This window comes from Shewanella xiamenensis (genome assembly GCF_014647135.1).
GTDB lineage: Bacteria > Pseudomonadota > Gammaproteobacteria > Enterobacterales > Shewanellaceae > Shewanella > Shewanella xiamenensis.
On record NZ_BMOP01000007.1, the window covers coordinates 1 to 20740 of the forward strand.

The 20740-nt window shown below is 46.5% G+C and carries 16 protein-coding genes and 1 rRNA gene; 14 read left to right on the top strand and 3 right to left on the bottom strand.

Annotation, left to right across the window (positions count from 1 at the left end):
- Positions 1 to 86, top strand: a 23S ribosomal RNA gene (locus tag IEY09_RS08210); the annotation flags it as partial.
- 507 nt (positions 87 to 593) lie between these two features.
- Positions 594 to 1868, top strand: coding sequence for a CinA family nicotinamide mononucleotide deamidase-related protein (locus tag IEY09_RS08215; RefSeq protein ID WP_047536205.1), 1275 nt, complete (start codon positions 594 to 596; stop codon positions 1866 to 1868).
- 99 nt (positions 1869 to 1967) lie between these two features.
- Here the strand turns inward: IEY09_RS08215 and IEY09_RS08220 are convergent, their stop codons facing one another.
- Complete coding sequence (locus IEY09_RS08220; RefSeq protein ID WP_023266416.1) at positions 1968 to 2513, bottom strand: YceB family lipoprotein; 546 nt, start codon at positions 2511 to 2513, stop codon at positions 1968 to 1970.
- Positions 2513 to 5182 carry a phosphoenolpyruvate carboxylase gene (gene ppc, locus IEY09_RS08225; protein ID WP_188870606.1) on the bottom strand — a complete coding sequence of 890 codons (2670 nt, stop codon included), beginning with the start codon at positions 5180 to 5182 and terminating at the stop codon, positions 2513 to 2515. Before ppc ends, IEY09_RS08220 begins: the two co-directional genes overlap by 1 nt.
- A 618-nt stretch (positions 5183 to 5800) precedes the next feature.
- Between ppc and argC the strand changes: the two genes are divergently transcribed.
- The 5 genes from argC (at position 5801) to argH (ending at position 11257) form a co-directional block, all read left to right on the top strand.
- Positions 5801 to 6781, top strand: coding sequence for an N-acetyl-gamma-glutamyl-phosphate reductase (gene argC / locus IEY09_RS08230; RefSeq protein WP_188870608.1), 981 nt, complete (start codon positions 5801 to 5803; stop codon positions 6779 to 6781).
- Between the two features lie 31 nt (positions 6782 to 6812).
- On the top strand, positions 6813 to 7595 hold the full coding sequence (gene argB, locus IEY09_RS08235; RefSeq protein ID WP_037424139.1) for an acetylglutamate kinase: 783 nt from the start codon (positions 6813 to 6815) through the stop codon (positions 7593 to 7595).
- 12 nt (positions 7596 to 7607) lie between these two features.
- Complete coding sequence (locus IEY09_RS08240; RefSeq protein WP_047536215.1) at positions 7608 to 8513, top strand: ornithine carbamoyltransferase; 906 nt, start codon at positions 7608 to 7610, stop codon at positions 8511 to 8513.
- Positions 8514 to 8573: 60 nt separating this feature from the next.
- Entirely contained in the window at positions 8574 to 9797 is a 1224-nt protein-coding gene (locus tag IEY09_RS08245) for an argininosuccinate synthase (protein ID WP_037431139.1), read from the top strand.
- A 92-nt stretch (positions 9798 to 9889) separates the two neighbouring features.
- Complete coding sequence (gene argH, locus IEY09_RS08250; RefSeq protein ID WP_144345255.1) at positions 9890 to 11257, top strand: argininosuccinate lyase; 1368 nt, start codon at positions 9890 to 9892, stop codon at positions 11255 to 11257.
- A 74-nt stretch (positions 11258 to 11331) separates the two neighbouring features.
- Here the strand turns inward: argH and IEY09_RS08255 are convergent, their stop codons facing one another.
- Positions 11332 to 13851, bottom strand: coding sequence for a penicillin-binding protein 1A (locus IEY09_RS08255; protein ID WP_188870610.1), 2520 nt, complete (start codon positions 13849 to 13851; stop codon positions 11332 to 11334).
- 189 nt (positions 13852 to 14040) lie between these two features.
- On the opposite strand from IEY09_RS08255, the gene IEY09_RS08260 reads away from it, so the two are divergent.
- The 7 genes from IEY09_RS08260 (at position 14041) to aroB (ending at position 20726) form a co-directional block, all read left to right on the top strand.
- Positions 14041 to 15120: a pilus assembly protein PilM gene (locus tag IEY09_RS08260; protein WP_037424154.1), complete on the top strand. Its 1080-nt coding sequence runs from the start codon at positions 14041 to 14043 to the stop codon at positions 15118 to 15120.
- Positions 15108 to 15692: a PilN domain-containing protein gene (locus tag IEY09_RS08265; RefSeq protein WP_037425164.1), complete on the top strand. Its 585-nt coding sequence runs from the start codon at positions 15108 to 15110 to the stop codon at positions 15690 to 15692. The genes IEY09_RS08260 and IEY09_RS08265 overlap by 13 nt, the downstream gene beginning before the upstream one ends.
- Positions 15689 to 16312 carry a type IV pilus inner membrane component PilO gene (locus tag IEY09_RS08270; RefSeq protein ID WP_037424160.1) on the top strand — a complete coding sequence of 208 codons (624 nt, stop codon included), beginning with the start codon at positions 15689 to 15691 and terminating at the stop codon, positions 16310 to 16312. Before IEY09_RS08265 ends, IEY09_RS08270 begins: the two co-directional genes overlap by 4 nt.
- A complete protein-coding gene (locus IEY09_RS08275) occupies positions 16312 to 16827 on the top strand; it encodes a pilus assembly protein PilP (protein ID WP_144345253.1) in 516 nt (171 codons plus the stop codon). The genes IEY09_RS08270 and IEY09_RS08275 overlap by 1 nt, the downstream gene beginning before the upstream one ends.
- Positions 16828 to 16848: 21 nt before the next feature.
- Positions 16849 to 18906 carry a type IV pilus secretin PilQ gene (locus tag IEY09_RS08280; RefSeq protein ID WP_037425158.1) on the top strand — a complete coding sequence of 686 codons (2058 nt, stop codon included), beginning with the start codon at positions 16849 to 16851 and terminating at the stop codon, positions 18904 to 18906.
- 219 nt (positions 18907 to 19125) lie between these two features.
- Positions 19126 to 19641: a shikimate kinase AroK gene (aroK, locus tag IEY09_RS08285; RefSeq protein ID WP_037424170.1), complete on the top strand. Its 516-nt coding sequence runs from the start codon at positions 19126 to 19128 to the stop codon at positions 19639 to 19641.
- 5 nt (positions 19642 to 19646) lie between these two features.
- Positions 19647 to 20726, top strand: a complete 1080-nt coding sequence (gene aroB, locus IEY09_RS08290) for a 3-dehydroquinate synthase (RefSeq protein ID WP_188870612.1) — start codon at positions 19647 to 19649, stop codon at positions 20724 to 20726.
- Positions 20727 to 20740 lie beyond the last annotated feature (14 nt).

The following is a 20740-nucleotide window of genomic DNA, read 5'->3' on the forward strand; positions in this document are numbered from 1 at the left end:
CGAGACTAGGACGTTGATAGGTCAGGTGTGTAAGCGTTGTGAGGCGTTGAGCTAACTGATACTAATGACTCGAGAGGCTTAACCATACAACCCAGATGGGTTTTGCTAAGTAGCACTTAGACGAATAGAAACACTTAAGAAGTGGTCATAAAATGCTCCTGCATTTATGACATCAAGTACCTCCATGTACTTGTGAACTCAAACCAGCTTTCCGAATTATTAAATAAGATAAGAGCAGATTTTAGTTCCTAGAATCTAGCAGCACGCAGTGCGCTCTCGAATCTTGTTTAAAACCGAATTTGCTTGGTGACAATAGCATTTCATCGCCAAGCGCCTAAATAAACAATGAAGCCAGCTGAATAAGCTGGCTTTTTTGTTTTTCGCGTTTGCCATCTTTAGATTGTGATTTTGAAATCACTCATTCCAATTTTCAGCCTCTTTCGCTCACACACCCCTGATGTGCGCTAAATCGCGACTGACTACCTTATTTTCTTCACACTACTGAACCATATCTCCCAAAGGTCAACTCTTGCTATTACTTCAGAGGTTACTTACCTTATGCAGTAACTTATTGGGGTAGCTAAGGATCTATGATGAAGTTAGAGATGATTTGTACTGGGGAAGAGGTGCTGTCGGGTCAGATTGTTGATACTAACGCTGCTTGGTTTGCCAGCACTATGATGGAGCATGGCATTGAGATCCAAAGGCGCGTTACAGTCGGGGATCGTCTCGAGGACTTAATTGCGGTTTTCCAAGAGCGTAGTTTGCATGCCGATGTGATTTTAGTGAATGGCGGCTTGGGGCCGACCAGTGATGATATGTCTGCCGAGGCAATGGCTAAGGCTAAAGGCGAGCCTCTGGTTGAGAATCGGGAGTGGCGTCAACGTTTAGAAGATTGGTTTACGCGCAATAATCGCGAGATGCCAGTGAGTAATTTAAAGCAGGCAATGCTGCCTGAGTCTGCGGTGATGGTGGATAACCCCGTCGGCACGGCCTGTGGATTTAGAGTGAAGTTGAATCGAGCTTGGTTGTTCTTCACCCCTGGCGTGCCATTTGAACTCAAGCATATGGTGAAGGAACAGTTTATTCCTTTTATCCGTGAAGAGTTTGACCTCGACGCTAAGGTGGCGCTGAAGAAGTTGCTGACCATAGGCCATGGCGAGTCTTCCCTTGCCGACAAAATTGAGCCATTGGAGTTGCCTGAGGGAATTACCATTGGCTATCGCTCCTCAATGCCACATATTGAGATTAAGATCTTTGCCCGCGGCGAGAAGGCGATTGCTTTGCTGCCACGGGTGACTGGGCACATCAAAATGGTGCTGGGGACTGCGGTCGTCGCCGAAGATAAAGCGACGCTTGCCGAAGAGATCCATGCGAAGTTACTGAATTCTGGATTGACCTTGAGTGTTGCTGAGTCTTGTACGGGTGGGATGATTACCAGCCAATTAGTCGACTTCCCGGGCAGTTCTTCCTATCTACAACACGGTCTAGTGACTTACAGTAATGAGTCTAAGGTGCGAGTATTAGGTGTTAATCCGGCTACGTTGGACGATCACGGCGCAGTCTCTATTCCAACGGTTGAAGAAATGGCCAAGGGCGCGCGTGCTATTTTAGACAGTGATTTTGCCTTAGCGACCAGTGGGATAGCGGGACCTGATGGCGGAACCGAAGAAAAGCCCGTTGGTACGGTGGCAATTGCCTTGGCAACCCGCAGTGGCGTCTACAGCCAAATGATAAAACTGCCGCGACGTTCGCGGGATTTAGTGCGTAGCTTAAGTGCGGCGGTAGCCTACGATATGTTAAGACGTGAATTACTCACCGAAGCTGTGATTGTGGATTATCAATCGATAGGGCGTTTCAGCAAGTAACTCTTTGGATACTTACGGGTTTTAGTCAGTCTAGCTTGACTAACAAAAATGCTCCCGAGGGAGCATTTTTTTATGGCGAATGGTTTGCAACGCAAGCCGTTATTTAGTGAACTTAAGGACTAATTTGCCTGGGACGACTTGAATGCTCTCGGTCATCTTGGCCATCAGCGCTTGGTTACTATCCTTCGTATCGAGCACATAAACGGGCTGATTCTCGAGGAAATGCCTTAAGTAGCCCATCACTTGTGGTGTCGCGCTACTGATGGCTTTCTCGATATCCTTGGGTGTTGACTCGACTTTCACTAATTCAAGCTGGCGTAGGTAGACGCTGTGGGTGGCACTGTCATACCAAGGCTTGGCCTCAAAGGTGGTTGAAAGTTGCGCCTTCAACGGATAAATAGGGTTAGTGATGGACACCTGAGTGGTTGCACTTACGCTCATAGTGTCAGGCTTTTCGCCGAGTCTGACACTGATGTCGTTAATGCGCACTTGCGCGCCGACCAGTTGATTACCTTGTTTCACCTCAAAATGGATCTCTTTGCTGAGATACTGCTCCATTTCATGCTCGCTGATACTGTACTGCGTGACGCAGCCGCCAAGCAGTACAGATAATCCCAAGCAAAGGCTAAGCGTGAGTTTTTTCATTAACCTGTGTTTCTCATGCCCGCCGCGACACCGGCAATCGTCAGCATTAAGGCGAGTTGCACGTGTTCGGAAGCGGGAGCTTCGGTTGTTTCCTTGCGAGTTCGAGCCAATAACTCGGTCTGCAGGAAGTTTAATGGATCGATATAGGGATTGCGCAGTTTGACAGATTCGCGATTCCACGGTGTATGCGCCATTAAGGTATCCGATTTAGTCAGCTCCAGCACCACTTTAATGCCGAGATCTAAACGCTGGCGTAAAGTTTCGCCTAAGTGGTGAAGATTGGGCGGAACTAAACAGGTTTCATAGTAACGCGCTAAGTTAGGTTCCGCCTTGGCGTACACCATCTCCAGCATGGAAATCCGCGTGCTAAAGAAGGGCCATTCGCGATCCATATCCTGTAGCAAACCCATTTCTCCACGTTCGCAGGCAGCCTGTAATGCTTCACCGGCGCCGAGCCATGCTGGCAACATTAAGCGGTTTTGAGACCAAGCGAAAATCCAAGGAATGGCACGTAAGCTCTCGATACCGCCATCGACACGGCGTTTTGCTGGGCGACTGCCTAATGGTAATTTGCCCAGTTCAACCTCCGGAGTGGCTGCACGGAAATAAGGCACAAAATCCGGCTCTTCACGGACAATACCGCGGTAAGCACTCACTGACTCCTGAGCAATTCGCTCCATGCAATTGCGCCATTCCTGCTTAGGCTCGGGCGGCGGAAGCAGAGTCGCTTCTAACACCGCTGAGGTGTACAGGGCTAAGCTTTGCACCGCCAATTTAGGCAGGCCGAACTTAAAGCGGATCATCTCACCTTGCTCGGTGACACGAATACGGCCATCAACAGATCCGGGTGGTTGTGACAGAATCGCTTTGTGAGCAGGGCCGCCGCCACGACCAATACTACCACCACGACCATGGAACAGCGTCAGCTTAACGCCAGCCTGTTTACAGACGGCGACTAACTGCTCCTGTGCGCGATATTGCGCCCAAGCGGCTGCCATCACGCCCGCGTCTTTGGCTGAGTCTGAGTAGCCAATCATGACCTCTTGCATGCCTTTGGTATAACCACGGTACCAGTCGATATCGAGCAGTGCGGTAATGCACTCGGCGGCGTTATTTAAGTCGCTTAAGGTTTCAAATAGCGGCACAACCCGCATTGGATGTGTGCAGCCAGTTTCTTTGAGCAGTAATAATACGGTTAACACATCTGAAGGCTTGCTCGCCATCGAGATCACATAGGAGCCCAACGCCTTAGCAGGATGTTTAGCAATTAAGCGGCAAGTGTTAAGCACTTCGGCTACATCGGCGGAAGGTTGCCAGTTGCTCGGGATCAGCGGACGACGGTTACTGAGTTCACGCAGTAAGAAGGCTTGTTTTTCGGTTTCATCCCAATGATTAAAGTCACCCATACCTAGATAACGGGTTAATTCTGCAAGTACATCGCAGTGACGGCCGGCGTCTTGGCGAATGTCGAGCCTAAGCATATGAATACCAAAACAAGCGAGGCGGCGTAAAATGTCGAGTAGTAAACCGTTAGCAATCAAACGCATGCCGCAGTCACATAAACTCTTATACAGCATCTCTAGCGGCGCTTTAAGATCGCTTTCTTGCCAAATCAGCGTCGACTTATCCACTTCAGGATTGTGGCCCTCAATACGGGCATTTAAGTAATCTATGGTGTCACGCAGTTTTTGTCTTAATGAGCGCAACACAAAACGATAGGGTTCGCAGCTATTGTTGGTATAAGCCTTTAATTCATCATTAGCTTCTTCCATTGACAGTTCACCCACTAGCAACACTATATCCTTGAGGAATAAACGTGCCGCAGCATGGCGATTACGGTCTAACACTTCTTGGGTGACTTTGGCGGTCACAAAGGGGTTACCGTCGCGATCACCACCCATCCAGCTTGAGAAGCGCACCGGTGCAATATCGATAGGCAATTGCTGGCCAGTGCGCTCTTGTACTTGATCGTTGAGCTGCCTTAAAAAGTCGGGGACGGCGTGCCAGAGAGATTCTTCAATCGTCGATAATCCCCAGCGGGCTTCATCCACTGGCGTTGGGCGCTCACGGCGAATTTCATTGGTGTGCCAGATTTGGGCGATTAACTGACGCAGACGCAGATTAATTTGGCGACGTTCTCTATCGGATAATTGATCGTTTTCTTGCTCGGCGAGGCAATCCACAATCGCCGCATATTTTTGGATCAGTGTGCGGCGAGAGATTTCCGTTGGATGTGCGGTGAGGACTAAGTCGATATCAAGCGTCTTTAAGCAATCCAACATCTTGGTTTGATCGATACGGCCATTAAGCATACGGCCAAGCAACTGTTCGACCGGATCCGGTACACAAACCAGCTCATCACAGTTACGGCTAATAGTATGAAATTGTTCGGATAAGTTTGCTAGGTTGAGGAATTGGTTGAAGGCTTTGGCAAAAGGCACTAACTCTTCATCGGGGAGTGCGGTCAGCAGTTCTAGCATTTGCTCCCGTGCCGCCTCATCGCCACGGCGGGAATCTTTTGCAAGTTTACGAATTTGCTCAACCTTCTCGAGGAAAGAATCACCGAGGTGGGTGCGCATTGTATCGCCAAGGATCTGCCCTAACATACTCACGTTTGATCTTAACGACGCATACATGTCGGTCACATTGTCTGCCACATTACCTGCCATAGTTACTCCGAATAGAAAAACATCAAAATCCGCTTTGTATTAGCCCGCTAGCACAATACCTACCACTGAGGGCAATGGTCAACAGCAGAACTTATAACTTATACGACTGGCTTATCTTATATGCAACTAATCACGATAATTGTTGAGGAATATTCAATATAAATGCGAGCTAACGCAATATTTTATTATGTTTAGCCAAAGTGAATATGAACTGCATTATTTTGGCTTTGCGTACATGTATATCAGGTGTTAATAAAAAGGACTGATTTTTCAGTCTTTCATCCATAGATAACTGAGTTATAAAGAAGTTAGTGAAGTATTGTGTCATTTGCTAAGCGTGCTTGAACGCAGATTAAAGATAAAATTTGATAAAAATATATATTCACATATATTGCATAAATAGATCTTTGTGGTAGTCTAGCCTGCAGTTGAGATGAGTCACCCCTTGTGACCTGTAGAGTAAATATCATGATGTATAGCGTTAAGCCGTCAGTGAATAAAATAACGAGCCATTACGATTTCCCACGACGATAGTCCTGTCATCATAGATATGCGCTGTTGCGTATACGCTATTCATCTATTCTTTAAGTCTCTTTGATTTGGTTTATAAAAATACATATGAAAAATATCGCCATTATCGGCGCCAGTGGTTACACAGGTGCACAACTCACTGCTTTAGTCCATGCGGAGTCTGAATTATCAATTCAAGGCCTGTATGTCTCTGAAAATAGTTTAGATAAAGGTAGAGCTTTAGCAGATTTGTACCCTGTCTACAGCCACATTGACTTAGCTCTGTCACCATTGACTGAAGAAGCGAAGGCTAAGATTGTCGCCGAGGCGGATGCAGTGGTGTTGGCGACCGAGCACTCGGTGAGTTTGCATTTAGCGGCTTGGTTCTACAACCAAGGTTTAGCCGTGTTTGACTTAAGCGGTGCTTATCGTTTCAGTGATGTGGCGCAGTACCCTAAGTGGTACGGTTTTGAGCACGAATATCCCGAGGTGCTAGCCAAGGCTGTTTATGGTCTTGCCGAGTGGAATGCCAAAGAAGTCGCCGCTACTAAAATAATTGCTGTGCCAGGTTGTTACCCAACAGCATCATTAACCGCTTTGAAACCATTAAAGAATTTACTGACGTCAGCCTATCCAGTGATCAATGCGGTTAGTGGTGTGACGGGCGCGGGTCGTAAGGCACAGTTGCATACCAGTTTTTGCGAAGTGAGCCTCACACCCTACGGCGTATTAGGTCACAGACATCAACCCGAAATTGCCACTCAATTGGGGCAAGAGGTGATCTTCACGCCGCACCTTGGCAACTTCAAGCGCGGCATTTTAGCAACCATCACGGTACAGCTAAAACCGGGCACCACCACCGCCGATGTGGCTGCGGCATACAGTGTGTATGACCAAGCTCCGCTGGTGACGGTGAAACAGAACCAGTTCCCGAAAGTAGATGATGTAGTGCTGACTCCGAATTGCCACTTAGGTTGGAAGTTTGATGAGAACAGTGGCTACTTAGTGGTTGCCAGTGCCATCGACAATTTGATGAAAGGCGCGGCGAGCCAAGCCCTGCAATGCATAAAGATTCACTTTAACCTTTAACCGTTCATCCTTATTTAAGAGAGTCGTCAAGATGTCTACCAACAACTCAGTATTAGTTCTTAAAGTCGGCGGCGCCCTGCTGCAGTGTGAAATGGGGATGGCGCGTTTAATGGATACCGCCGCAGCAATGATCGCAAATGGTCAGCAGGTGCTGATGGTGCATGGTGGTGGCTGTTTGGTCGATGAGCAATTAGCCGCAAACGGCATGGAAACCGTCAAGTTAGAAGGCCTGCGGGTGACCCCGCCGGAGCAAATGCCGATCATTGCCGGTGCACTGGCCGGAACATCAAACAAGATCCTCCAAGGCGCAGCGACAAAAGCTGGGATTGTGAGTGTGGGCATGAGCTTAGCCGATGGCAACACGGTATCGGCCAAGATTAAAGATGAGCGTTTAGGGTTAGTGGGCGAGGTTTCTCCTAAGGACGCGACTTACCTCAAGTTTATTCTGTCCCAAGGCTGGATGCCGATTTGTAGCTCAATTGCCATGATGGACGATGGCCAAATGCTAAACGTGAACGCCGACCAAGCGGCGACGGTATTAGCTAAGTTGGTCGGTGGCAAGTTGGTGCTGTTATCGGATGTGTCTGGCGTGCTCGATGGTAAAGGTCAATTAATCCCTTCACTGAATGGTAAGCAGATTGCCGAGTTGGTTAAGCAAGGCGTGATCGAAAAGGGAATGAAAGTAAAAGTTGAAGCTGCGCTCGAAGTGGCGCAGTGGATGGGGCAGGCGGTTCAAGTGGCCTCATGGCGTGATGCAAGCCAATTAGTCGCATTAGCAAAAGGTGAGGCCGTGGGCACACAAATCCAACCATAAGCGGAGTAGGTTATGAAGCATTTACTATCGATAAAAGAGTTAACCCAGCAGCAGTTGCTGGATCTGATTACCTTAGCCAAGACGATTAAAGCGAATCCCGCAGAATATCGTCATGCACTGGATGGTAAGAGTGTGGTGATGTTATTTGAAAAGCCATCTCTGCGTACTCGTGTTAGCTTCGATATCGGTATTAACAAGCTTGGCGGCCACTGTTTATACCTAGACCAGCAAAATGGTGCCTTAGGTAAGCGGGAATCGGTCGCTGACTTTGCTTCTAACCTGTCCTGTTGGGCCGATGCCATTGTGGCGAGAACGTTCTCCCACACGACTATCGAACAATTAGCTGAGTTTGGTAGTGTGCCCGTGATTAATGCACTTTCGGATTTATACCATCCTTGCCAAGCTTTAGCCGATTTTTTAACCTTGGCCGAGCATTTTGAAAATATCAGTGATGCTAAGTTAGCGTATGTGGGTGATGGTAATAACGTTACTAACTCATTGATGTATTGCGCGGCCATTCTCGGTGCCACCATGACAGTGATCTGCCCTGCGGGTCACTTTCCTGATGGCTACGTTGTGGCCGAAGTGCAAGAGCTCGCGAGCCGATATGGCGGCAAGGTTGTACTGACTTCAGATATTGATGCGATTGAAGGTCACGATGCTATCTATACTGATACTTGGATTTCCATGGGAGATCCAACACCGTTAGCGGAAATTAAGGATAAGTTTGCACCTTATCAGGTTAATAAGGCCTTGATGGCGAAAGCGGGTGCTCACTTCTTTATGCACTGTTTACCCGCTCACCGCGGTGTTGAAGTGACCGATGAAGTGATGGATGGCGAAGGCTCCTTGATCCTGCAACAAGCTGAGAATCGGATGCACGCCCAAAATGCAGTACTGGTAACCCTATTTAGTTAATTTAACCCTGTTTAGCAGCCTACTTTCTCCAAGGTGAGAAACGAGTTATAGGAATTTAAGATGTCTATCGAGAACAAAAATACTGGCGTGAAAAAAGTCGTTTTAGCCTATTCGGGTGGTCTAGATACTTCGGCCATTATTCCTTGGTTAAAAGAAACCTACGACAACTGTGAAATCATCGCCTTTTGCGCTGACGTTGGTCAGGGTGAAGAAGAGTTAGTGGGTCTGACTGAAAAGGCATTAGCCTCAGGCGCGTCTGAATGCCATATCGTCGATCTGAAAGAAGAATTCGTTAAAGATTACATCTACCCAACCATGGCAACGGGGGCGATTTACGAAGGGACTTACTTGTTAGGTACTTCAATGGCGCGTCCAATCATCGCGAAGGCGCAGGTTGAAGTGGCGCGTAAAGTGGGTGCCGATGCCCTGTGCCACGGTTGTACCGGTAAGGGTAACGACCAAGTGCGTTTCGAAGGTTGCTTTGCGGCATTAGCGCCTGATTTAAAAGTGATTGCACCATGGCGTGAATGGACCATGCAGAGCCGTGAAGATCTGCTGGCTTACTTAGCTGAGCGTAATATTAAGACGTCGGCTTCTGCCACTAAGATCTACAGCCGTGATGCCAACGCATTCCACATTTCCCACGAAGGTGGCGAGTTGGAAGATCCATGGAACGAGCCAAGCAAAGGTGTGTGGACGCTGACTGCCGATCCGGAAGATGCGCCAAACGAAGCAGAATATGTGTCACTTGAAGTCGAAAATGGTCGTGTGACTAAAGTAAACGGTGAAGCATTAACGCCTTACGCTGCACTGATGAAGCTGAACACCATCGCTGCACCACATGGCGTGGGTCGTATCGACATCACTGAAAACCGTTTAGTGGGCATGAAGTCCCGTGGTTGCTACGAAACCCCAGGCGGCACTGTGATGTTTGCCGCACTGCGCGCGATTGAAGAGTTAGTGCTGGATAAAACCAGCCGTACTTGGCGCGAGCAAGTGGGTGCCCAAATGGCACACTTAGTGTACGACGGTCGTTGGTTTACACCTCTGTGTAAGTCGCTGCTGGCGGCATCTGAGTCCTTAGCCGAGTCTGTCAACGGTGAAGTTGTGGTTAAACTCTACAAAGGTCACGCGATTGCCGTTAAGAAACGTTCGCCAAACAGCTTGTACTCTGAAGCGTTTGCGACCTTCGGTGAAGATCAAGTGTACGACCAAAAACATGCTGAAGGCTTTATCCGTCTGTACTCGTTAGCGAGCCGCATCCGCGCGCTCAACGCTAAGTAATAGGCAGACTTAAAGGGCGCCTAGCGCCCTTTTTTATATCTTAAGTTTTAATAGCTTTAACGTATTCAAAGCAGTGACCGAGGGGATTGAGCATGGCTTTATGGGGTGGAAGATTTCAGGGCGAAACCAGCGCGCTATTTAAATTATTCAACGATTCACTGCCGGTGGATTATCGTTTGTTTGAGCAGGATGTAGTTGGCTCTATCGCTTGGGCCGATGCAATTGCTAGCGTTGGCATTATCACTGCCACTGAATGCAGTGACTTGAAGAAAGCGTTGAACGAGCTGCTGGTGGAAGTGAAGGGCGATCCTGCGATTATTCTCGCCTCGGGCGCGGAAGATATTCACAGTTTCGTGGAATCTGCGTTGATCGCCAAAGTCGGCGATCTGGGAAAAAAACTCCATACGGGCCGTAGCCGTAACGACCAAGTCGCTACCGACTTAAAACTCTGGTGCCAATCCGAAGGTGCGGCATTAGTGGCTCGCCTACAAACCTTACGCAGCGAGCTTATCGCGCTCGCGGAGCGTGAATTTGATGCTGTAATGCCAGGCTATACTCACTTGCAACGTGCTCAACCTGTGACCTTCGGCCATTGGTGTTTAGCCTATGTGGAAATGATTGAGCGTGATCTTAGCCGCTTAACCGATGCCTTAAAGCGCGCCAATACCTGTCCGCTCGGTTCGGGTGCATTGGCGGGCACAGCCTATCAAATGGATAGATATGCGCTTGCAGCAGCACTGAACTTTGCTTCGCCAACCTTAAACAGTTTGGATAGCGTGTCGGATCGCGACCATGTGGTTGAGCTGTGCGGAGCCGCCTCAATCAGCATGATGCACCTAAGCCGCATGGCCGAAGATTTGATTTTCTTCAATACGGGTGAAGCGGGCTTTATCTCCTTGAGTGATGAAGTGACCTCAGGCTCGTCCTTGATGCCACAAAAGAAAAACCCCGATGCGCTGGAGCTGATCCGCGGTAAAACGGGTCGTGTGTACGGCAGTTTAGTGGGTATTCTCACCACCATGAAAGCCCTGCCTCTGGCCTACAACAAAGACATGCAGGAAGACAAAGAAGGCTTGTTCGACGTGGTCGACAGCTGGGCAATCTGCTTAGATATGGCGGCGCTGGTATTATCTGGCTTAGTGGTGAATCGCCCGAATGCGCTGTTAGCCGCGCAGCAAGGTTATGCCAACGCGACCGAATTGGCGGATTATCTGGTGTCTAAGGGCATGCCGTTCCGTGAAGCGCACCATGTCGTCGGTGTGGCCGTGGTTGCGGCGATCGCTAAGAAGATCCCGTTAGAAGGTTTTACGCTGGCCGAGTTTAAAACCTTTGCCGATATCATCGAAGATGATGTGTATCCCAACCTTACCATCGAAGCCTGTTTGGCAAAACGTGATGTCCTCGGCGGCACAGCGTTGACTCAAGTTAAGCAAGCGATTGCGGCTAAAAAAGCGGGTTAATGCAAAGTAGGTTAATCTTAGGTGAGCAATAAAAAACGCGACTCAAGGTCGCGTTTTTTTATTGCTATTTACGGCTATTGGAACAAGTCATCCGCTGGCGCATCGATGAAGAGATTATTTTCATCTTGGCTTTCACTGATATATTCCTTCGGTTCAGTGCCCGAGATAAAGTATTCAAAATCACTGGTGTAATCAGTTTTACGAGTGAGCTTGCCTGTTGCAAGGTCGATCCGCACCGAGACTATTCCTTCTGGTGGAATCGCCGTGGTTTCTGGGACGCCTTTAAGCACGTTATTCATAAATTCGTTCCAGCCAGGCCCTGCGGTCTTAGCACCGGCTTCGGTCCCGGTGATTTGATCTTTTTCACCATTAGCGTTCCAAGCGGTTCTACCTAACTGGCGACCATGATCGTCAAATCCCACCCAGAAGGTGCTCGTCAGCGTTGGGCCAAAACCACTGAACCACGTATCACGAGATTCGTTGGTTGTCCCCGTTTTACCTGCAATATCATGGCGTTTAATTAATTGCGCCGCACGCCAAGCAGTACCTTGCCAACCTGTGCCTTTACTCCAATCGCCGCCACCCCAGATCACGCTCTTCAGCGCTTCGGTGATCAGGAATGCCGTTTGTTCGGAGATAATTTGCGGTGCGTAACGGCCAGTTTGTTCAAAGCAATGGGCAATTGGCTCATCGGTTTGCGCCGTTGGCTCACTAAAGCCCATTGGGTCGCTACTCGGTTGGGTTAGATTACCACTTGGCTTACAAGCTAAGGTTGGATTGGCTTTTTCAATTACATTACCGAAGGAGTCTTCTACTCGTTCGATATAGAAAGGTTCAACCAAGAAGCCACCATTTGCAAACACGTTGAAAGCCGCTGCGACTTGTAAGGGCGTTACCGAAGGTGAACCCAGTGCTAAGGACTCGTTGCGTGGTAAGTCGTTAGGGTCAAAACCGAACTTAGTTAACTCGGCAATAGCTGCATCTAAACCAATATGGCGCATGGCACGAACAGACATGACGTTGATCGATTGCGCTAAGCCCACACGTAAACGCGTTGGGCCACCATAGATATCGGGTGAGTTTTTCGGCCGCCACGCAGTACCTTGGCTAATATCGGGTTTATTAATCGGTGCGTTGTTAATCAGAGTCGCGAGCGTAAAGCCTTTTTCTAATGCCGCAGCATAGATGAAAGGTTTAATATTCGAACCTAATTGGCGTTTAGCCTGAGTCACCCGGTTGTATTGGCTTTGGCTAAAGCTGTAACCACCTACTAAAGTACGGATAGCGCCATTTTCCGGATCGAGTGACACTGTGGCACTCGCTACTTCGGGGACTTGCGATAATTGTAAGTACTGGCCATTGTCTCGGATCCAAATACGTTCGCCTACTGTCAGCATGTCTGAAGCCGATTTAGGTACCGCACCTTGGCGTTTATCGTTAATAAATTTACGCGCCCATTTCAAGCCATCCCATTTGATGACTTTGGTTTCACCTTTAGCGGTTAATACACTGGCTTGCTGTCCATCAATGCTTAATACCGCGGCAGGTTGTAACTCTTGGACGGGTGTGACTTTAGCCAGTTCAGCTTTGATTTGTGCATTATCAGGCTTAGCGCCTGTCCACAAAACAGCAGCAGGACCGCGGTAGCCATGACGTTCATCATAGGCATAAACATTATTGCGTAATGCTTGCTGCGCTAACAGCTGGAGATCGGATGAAATCGTGGTGTAGACGTTATAGCCATTGGTATAGGCTTCTTCTTCACCATATTTTTGCACCATATAATCCCGGGCCATTTCAGAAATATACGGAGCGTAGAGATCGATTTCGGCACCATGATATTTGGCTACGAGTGGCTCCTGGAGTGCGGTTTGGTACTCCGTTTTGCTGATATACCCCACTTCATTCATCCGCATCAACACCACGTTGCGACGAGCGAGAGCACGGGAAGGTGAAGTAATGGGGTTAAGCGTTGAGGGGGCCTTTGGCAAGCCAGCAATCATACTCATTTCAGACAGAGTCAGATCTTGGACGTTTTTGCCAAAATACACTTGAGCGGCTGCGCCAACGCCATAGGCTCTTTGGCCTAAATAGATACGGTTAACGTACAGCTCTAAAATCTCATCTTTCGTTAACAATTGCTCGATATGGTAGGAAATAAAAATTTCCTTCACCTTACGAATAATGGTTTTGTCGCGGGTTAGGAAGAAGTTACGTGCCACCTGCATGGTGATAGTACTTGCTCCTTGCTTTTTTTCGCCGGTTGTTAACATGACGATTGCTGCGCGGATTACCCCGACAGGATCGATACCACCATGCTCATAAAAGCGCGCATCTTCGGTGGCAAGGAAGGCTTGTAACAGCGGTTTAGGGACTTCTTCCAGTTTTAAGGGAATACGTCGTTTTTCACCAAACTGAGATATGAGTTTGCCATCACTACTGTAAATGCGCAAAGGTGTTTGTAATTGCACATTTTTTAGTGTCGAAACATCCGGCAGATCCGGCAAAACATAAAAGTATGCTGCAACAATGGCGCCTACGCCCAAAAGGGCTAGACTGAATAGAGCTATAACAATACGTTTTAACCACTTCACCTAAATTGATCCTAATGTTCAGTTAAGTGCGACAGTATATAAGGCGCGAACGTTTGGGTGAAGCAAAAACGTGACGGCCCTAAAATAGCGTTTGTAAAATCTTGAAACATTCTATACAAATACGTATAACGGGTTGATTTTGTGCTAATCTCTCATACTGAAATATAAATAATAAAGTGACAACGGATTATGCTTTCAAATTTATGGAAGCGTCAGGCTCCGCAAATGGTCGGAATTGATATTGGTTCCCATGAAGTAAAGGCCATTTTGCTGAGTAAGACTGCTGATGGATACAAAATATTAAGTCACGTAGCGGTTCCCGTAAAAAAGGGTGCTATTAACGATCATGATATTCGTGATACCGATGCCGTTGTTGAATGCCTCAAACAGGTAAAGCGTGCTTTGCCTAAATCGGTTAAATATGCTGCGGTTGCGGTTTCTGGTTCTGCTGTAATGACTAAGGTCATCTACATGGATGCCTCGCTTAGCGAAGAGGAAATGGAAGCGCAAATTGAGATTGAGGCTGATAACTTAATCCCCTATTCCCTTGATGAAGTCAGCATTGATTTTGAAACCTTAAACGTCAACAGTACCGATCCTTCTAAGGTCGATGTATTACTCAGTGCTTGCCGTACTGACAATATCGATGCCAGAGTTGATGCGCTTGATGAAGTCGAGCTAGAGACTAAAGTCGTTGACGTTGAAGGCTATGCCTTAGGTCGAGCGGTTGAGTTAGTCCTAGGCCAATTACCTGAAGGGGCTCGCCAGAAAGCAGTTGCCATGGTCGATATCGGCGCGAATATGACTACTTTCTGCGTTGTCGAGTCTGGCGAAACTACATTTATCCGTGAACAAGCCTTTGGTGGTGAGTTATTTACTCAGTCGATTCTCTCTTTTTATGGCATGTCTTATGAGCAGGCAGAAAAAGCAAAAATCGAGGGTGATTTACCGCGTAATTATATGTTTGAAGTGTTATCTCCCTTCCAAACGCAATTACTGCAGCAAATTAAGCGAACGCTGCAAATTTATTGTACTTCAAGCGGCAAAGATAAAGTCGACTATCTCGTCTTATGTGGTGGCACATCTAAACTGGAAGGCATGGCTAACTTATTGACCAATGAGTTAGGTGTTCACACCATAATTGCCGACCCTTTCCAAGGATGCCTGCACGCGGATGAATCCGTTAAAAATATACTGCAACCTAGCATTAGCAAATATATGGTTGCTTGTGGCTTAGCCCTGAGGAGCTACGGTCAATGGCGAACATAAACCTGCTTCCTTGGCGTGAAGAAGCGAGAGAAAAGCAGAAACGCGATTATATCGGCATATTGGCTGCGGTATTTTTGGGGTCAGCAATCTTAGTCTATGCTGCGCTGGCTTTACTCGAAATGATGACTGATGAGCAGCGAGCAAGAAATGCTTATTTACAGTCAGAAATTCAGCAACTCGATGCTCAAATTGCCGAGATTAAAAAGATCACAGAACGTAAAAAAGATATTGAGCGTCGAACAGAAATTATTTTAAACCTTCAGCAATCCCGTAATTTGCCGACACACGTATTAGACGAGCTAGTGCGTATTGTTCCGCCAGGAATTTATCTATCGAGTCTTGAGAAAAAAGGCAGTTTGTTGCTCATTGAAGGTCGCAGTGAGTCGAATAATAACGTAGCAAATATGATGCGTAAGGTAAAAGCGTCTGAGTGGTTAACCGATCCCAATATGCAATCGATCGTTACCCAAGATGATGAGTTAAGACAATTGCAGAGCTTTAGTTTAAGGGTGAGTATCAAAGGAGCCATTGCTGAAGAGCCCGTAAAAGCGGCAAAAGGAGCGAGTAAATGAAGCTCGATCTCAGTCAGTTTAATGATATCGATTTTGAAAATATCGGAAGTTGGCCAAAACAAGTAAAAGTATTTTTCGCTATTTTGCTAGCTCTTTGCGTATTTGCAGCGGGATATTTTGTGGTGTTGTCTGATGCAATTGATGTGATTAATAATGAACAAAACAAAGAGTTACAGCTAAGAGAAGATTTTCAAAACAAATATCAACTGGCCGCTAATTTAAAGCTCTATCGTGAACAACTTGCCGTAATGGAAGGGCAATTTGCCGAATTGCTGAAAATGTTACCTTCAGAAAACGAGATGCCCGGTTTGCTTGATGACTTAACCTTTGCAGCAACGGATGCTGGTTTACGGATTAAAAGTTTAAATTGGGAAGCTGAAATTCAGCGAGATTTTTATATCGAATTTCCAATTAAGATGTCTGTCACTGGTGATTATCACCAGATTGGCAATATGGTGAGTGGCGTTGCTAAGTTACCTCGTATTGTTAGTTTGCATGATTTTACGATCAAACGTGATGATAGCGGTACTTTAACCATGGACATTCTTGCTAAAACCTATCGCTTTAAAGAAGGGGCAGAGTTACCCCCCGAAAAGCCTGCTAACAAGGGGAAGAAATAATGAAACTCTTACCTCTGTTAGGGATAAGTCTTTTTTTAATGGGGTGTGTTGGCGATCGTAGTGATTTAGAGCTATTTGTTACTACAACTAAAGCACAGCATGTGGCGCATATTCCACCCTTAAAAGAACCGCCTAAGTTTGAGCATTTTGCCTACCAGGCTGAGTTAATGCGTAGTCCCTTTGTTCCGCCTTCTCGCGAATTAACCGAAGAAGTCGTTGATACCAGTAAAAACTGCTTACAACCGGATTTAAAACGTCGTAAGGGCCGTTTAGAAACTTATGCTTTAGACAACCTAAAAATGCGCGGTACGTTAAGTGAAGCTAATGTAACTTGGGCGCTGATTGAAACGAATGATGGCAGTGTATATCGGATGGGCGTGGGTGAGTATCTAGGGTTGTTTAACGGACGTATAGCGAAAGTGACTCCACAGAATGTGGAAGTTGTAGAATTAATTCCAGATGGTACGGGTTGTTGGTCAGAGCGCACAAACAACATCGAACTTTCTGGAAAATAACAAGCGAAGGATGAGGGAACAATGAAATCTTCTGCCGCGATAAAAATCCCGTTATCGTTTTTATCTTCAGGCTTAGTTAAGTCTGTTATTGGGATCGCATTACTATTTGGATTTTTGCCATCGAGCTTTGCGGCAAATCGGCTAATGGATGTGAAATACCATGCTTTAGTCGATCATCAGTTAGAGGTCGAGTTAATATTTGAGGATGCGATTTCGGCTCCACAAATTGATTCAAATGCATCGCCTGCTGAGCTGGTATTGACCTTTGATGATAGTATTTCTGGTCTTTCTAAAGATCGCTTACCGATTAATCAGGTCGGTGTTAAAGATCTAGTGACCTCGCAGCAAGATGCGCGTTTGACGGTGACTTTAGGTTTATCCAAAGTCAAACCTTATCAAGGTAGCGTAGTTGGTAATTCTTATCGCTTAACCATTAATGATGAGGTTGTGAATTCTCAGACAACAGCAAATAGCCCATTTGTAAATAGTATTAAAAATATTGATTTTCGACGTAATGAAAATGGCGGTGGCGATTTATTAGTCTACCTAAATAGCCGCTCTGTTGCGGCCAACGTTGAGCAAATTGGTGCCAAACTTGAGGTTCAGCTTTACAACACTGACATCAACAATGACTTGTTGTATGTGATGGATGTACAGGATTTTTCTACGCCAGTTAAAAACTTTGAAACCTTTAAAGATGACTTAACGACTCGCATCATAGTTGATGTATCGGGTAATTATGAGTTCAATTATAAGCAGGAAGATAACCTCTTTAGGTTGTCGATTAATAAGGTTGAACGTACTGTAGCGACTAAAGATATTAAGAAATATAACGGTAAGACCCTTTCATTAAACTTCCAGAATATTTCTGTTCGTACCGTATTACAGATTATTGCTGACTATAACAACTTTAACTTAGTGACCAGTGATACTGTTGAGGGAGATATTACTCTTAGGCTTGACGATGTACCTTGGGACCAAGCACTGGATTTGATTTTGCAAACCAAAGGACTCGATAAGCGCATCGAAGGTAATATTTTGATGGTGGCGCCGAGTGAAGAACTTGCAATTCGCGAAAGTCAAAATCTAAAAAGTAAACAGGAAGTTAAAGAGCTTGCGCCGCTTTATTCTGAGTATCTGCAGATTAACTATGCCAAAGCGACCGACATTGCCGAGCTATTAAAAGGCACTGACTCAAGTTTATTGTCTCCTCGCGGTTCTGTGGCCGTTGATGAGCGCACCAATACGGTACTCGTCAAAGATACCGCTGAAATCATCGAAAATATTCATCGTTTAGTTGAGGTGCTTGATATTCCGATCCGCCAAGTGTTGATTGAATCACGTATGGTTACCGTAAAGGATGACGTGTCCGAAGATTTGGGTATCCGCTGGGGAGTTACTGATCAGCAGGGTGATAAAGGGACCTCTGGTTCTCTAGAAGGGGCCGGTGATATTGCCAATGGTACGATACCGAGTTTAGATAATCGTTTGAATGTGAACTTGCCTGCGGCCGTCACTAACCCAACTAGCATCGCCTTCCATGTGGCTAAGCTCGCCGACGGTACTATCTTGGATCTAGAGCTCAGTGCACTAGAGCAAGAAAACAAAGGTGAGATTATCGCGAGCCCTCGTATCACGACCTCTAACCAAAAATCGGCGTATATTGAGCAGGGTGTTGAAATTCCCTACGTACAATCCACGTCAAGCGGTGCGACCTCGGTGACCTTTAAAAAGGCGGTGTTGTCACTAAGGGTGACACCACAAATTACACCGGACAATCGTGTGATTCTGGATCTTGAGATTACACAGGACTCACAGGGCAAAACGGTGGATACGCCGACAGGTCCAGCAGTAGCGATTGATACACAGCGTATTGGTACTCAAGTACTTGTCGACAATGGCGAAACCATTGTATTAGGTGGTATCTACCAGCAGAATTTGATTAGCCGGGTTAGCAAGGTACCTATTTTGGGAGACATTCCTTTGGTCGGTTTCTTATTCCGTAACAGTACCGACAAGAATGAGCGCCAAGAGCTATTGATTTTTGTAACACCTAAAATTGTGAATGAGAAACTCTAACTCTATGTAGTCGTTCGGATAAAGCCAGCACCACTTGCTGGCTTTATTATTTATAAAATACAATTCTTACCATAAATAGCGAGCATCACTTGCCAGACTAGACATTAAACTGAGATAATCCTCGGTCAAGTCTCATAAGAGCAAGGTAACATACAGTAGGTCGGCTTGATCATGAGTCGATATAGGCATACTTTTCATTAAGATTCAGACGTACAAGAAATGGCTGAAAAACGTAATATTTTTCTGGTAGGCCCAATGGGCGCAGGTAAAAGCACAATTGGTCGCCATCTGGCGCAAATGCTGCATTTAGAATTCCACGATTCAGATCAAGAGATTGAGCAACGCACTGGCGCTGATATTGCTTGGGTGTTTGATGTAGAAGGCGAAGAAGGTTTCCGCCGTCGTGAGGCTCAGGTTATTGCTGATCTGTCTGAAAAACAGGGTATTGTCCTTGCCACTGGTGGTGGTTCAGTTCAGAGCAAAGATATCCGTAATCATTTATCTGCTCGCGGTATTGTGGTTTATCTCGAAACCACTATCGACAAACAGGTTGCGCGAACTCAAAGAGACAAGCGTCGCCCATTACTGCAAGTAGATGATCCGCGAGAAGTATTAGAGAGCCTCGCAGAAATCCGTAACCCTCTGTACGAAGAAATTGCTGATGTGATCGTTAAAACTGATGATCAAAGTGCAAAGGTTGTTGCGAATCAAATCGTTGAGAAATTAGGTTTCTAGGCAGAATGACACAACAAATTCAGGTTAATTTAGGTGAACGTAGTTACCCCATTTACATTGGCCAGAGTTTGATGAGTGATAGCGAGACTTTGTCTCGCTATCTGCTGAAAAAACGTATCCTTATCGTCACCAATGAAACCGTCGCGCCCTTGTATCTAAACCAGGTTCAAGACACGATGGCTTCGTTTGGTGAGGTATCTAGTGTCATCCTTCCCGATGGCGAACAATTTAAAGATTTAACGCATTTAGATGCTATTTTTTCGGCTTTACTGCAACGTAATTATGGCCGAGATTCTGTGTTGGTGGCCCTCGGTGGAGGGGTGATTGGTGATATGACGGGGTTTGCCGCGGCATGTTATCAACGTGGTATCGATTTTATTCAAATCCCTACAACGCTTTTATCCCAAGTGGATTCTTCGGTTGGCGGCAAAACGGCGGTCAATCATCCTTTGGGTAAAAATATGATAGGGGCTTTTTATCAGCCACAAATTGTCATTATTGATACTGACTGTTTAAAGACCTTGCCGGCGCGTGAGTTTGCTGCGGGGATGGCGGAAGTTATTAAATATGGGATTATGTGGGATGCTGAGTTTTTTCAATGGCTTGAGGATAATGTTCAAGCACTAAAAAATTTAGACACTCAAGCCTTAGTCTATGTGATTTCCCGCTGCTGCGAAATTAAAGCTGATGTGGTCAGCCAAGATGAAACAGAGCAGGGCGTGCGCGCGCTTTTGAATCTTGGGCATACCTTTGGTCATGCTATTGAGGCTGAGATGGGCTATGGTAACTGGTTGCACGGTGAGGCCGTTGCTGCTGGCACAGTCCTTGCTGCTCAAACCGCTAAGTCTTTAGGATTGGTTGATGAGTCAATTGTCCGTCGTATTGTGCAATTGTTTCAAGCCTTCGATCTTCCTGTAAAAGCGCCGGAATCAATGGATTTCGACAGTTTTATTCAACATATGCGTCGCGATAAGAAAGTGTTAGGCGGTCAGATCCGGCTGGTACTTCCAACGGCCATTGGTCGAGCAGAAGTATTTAGTCAAGTCTCTGAATCTACCCTAGAACAGGTTATCTGCTGCGCATAAACCTTGTGTGGTGG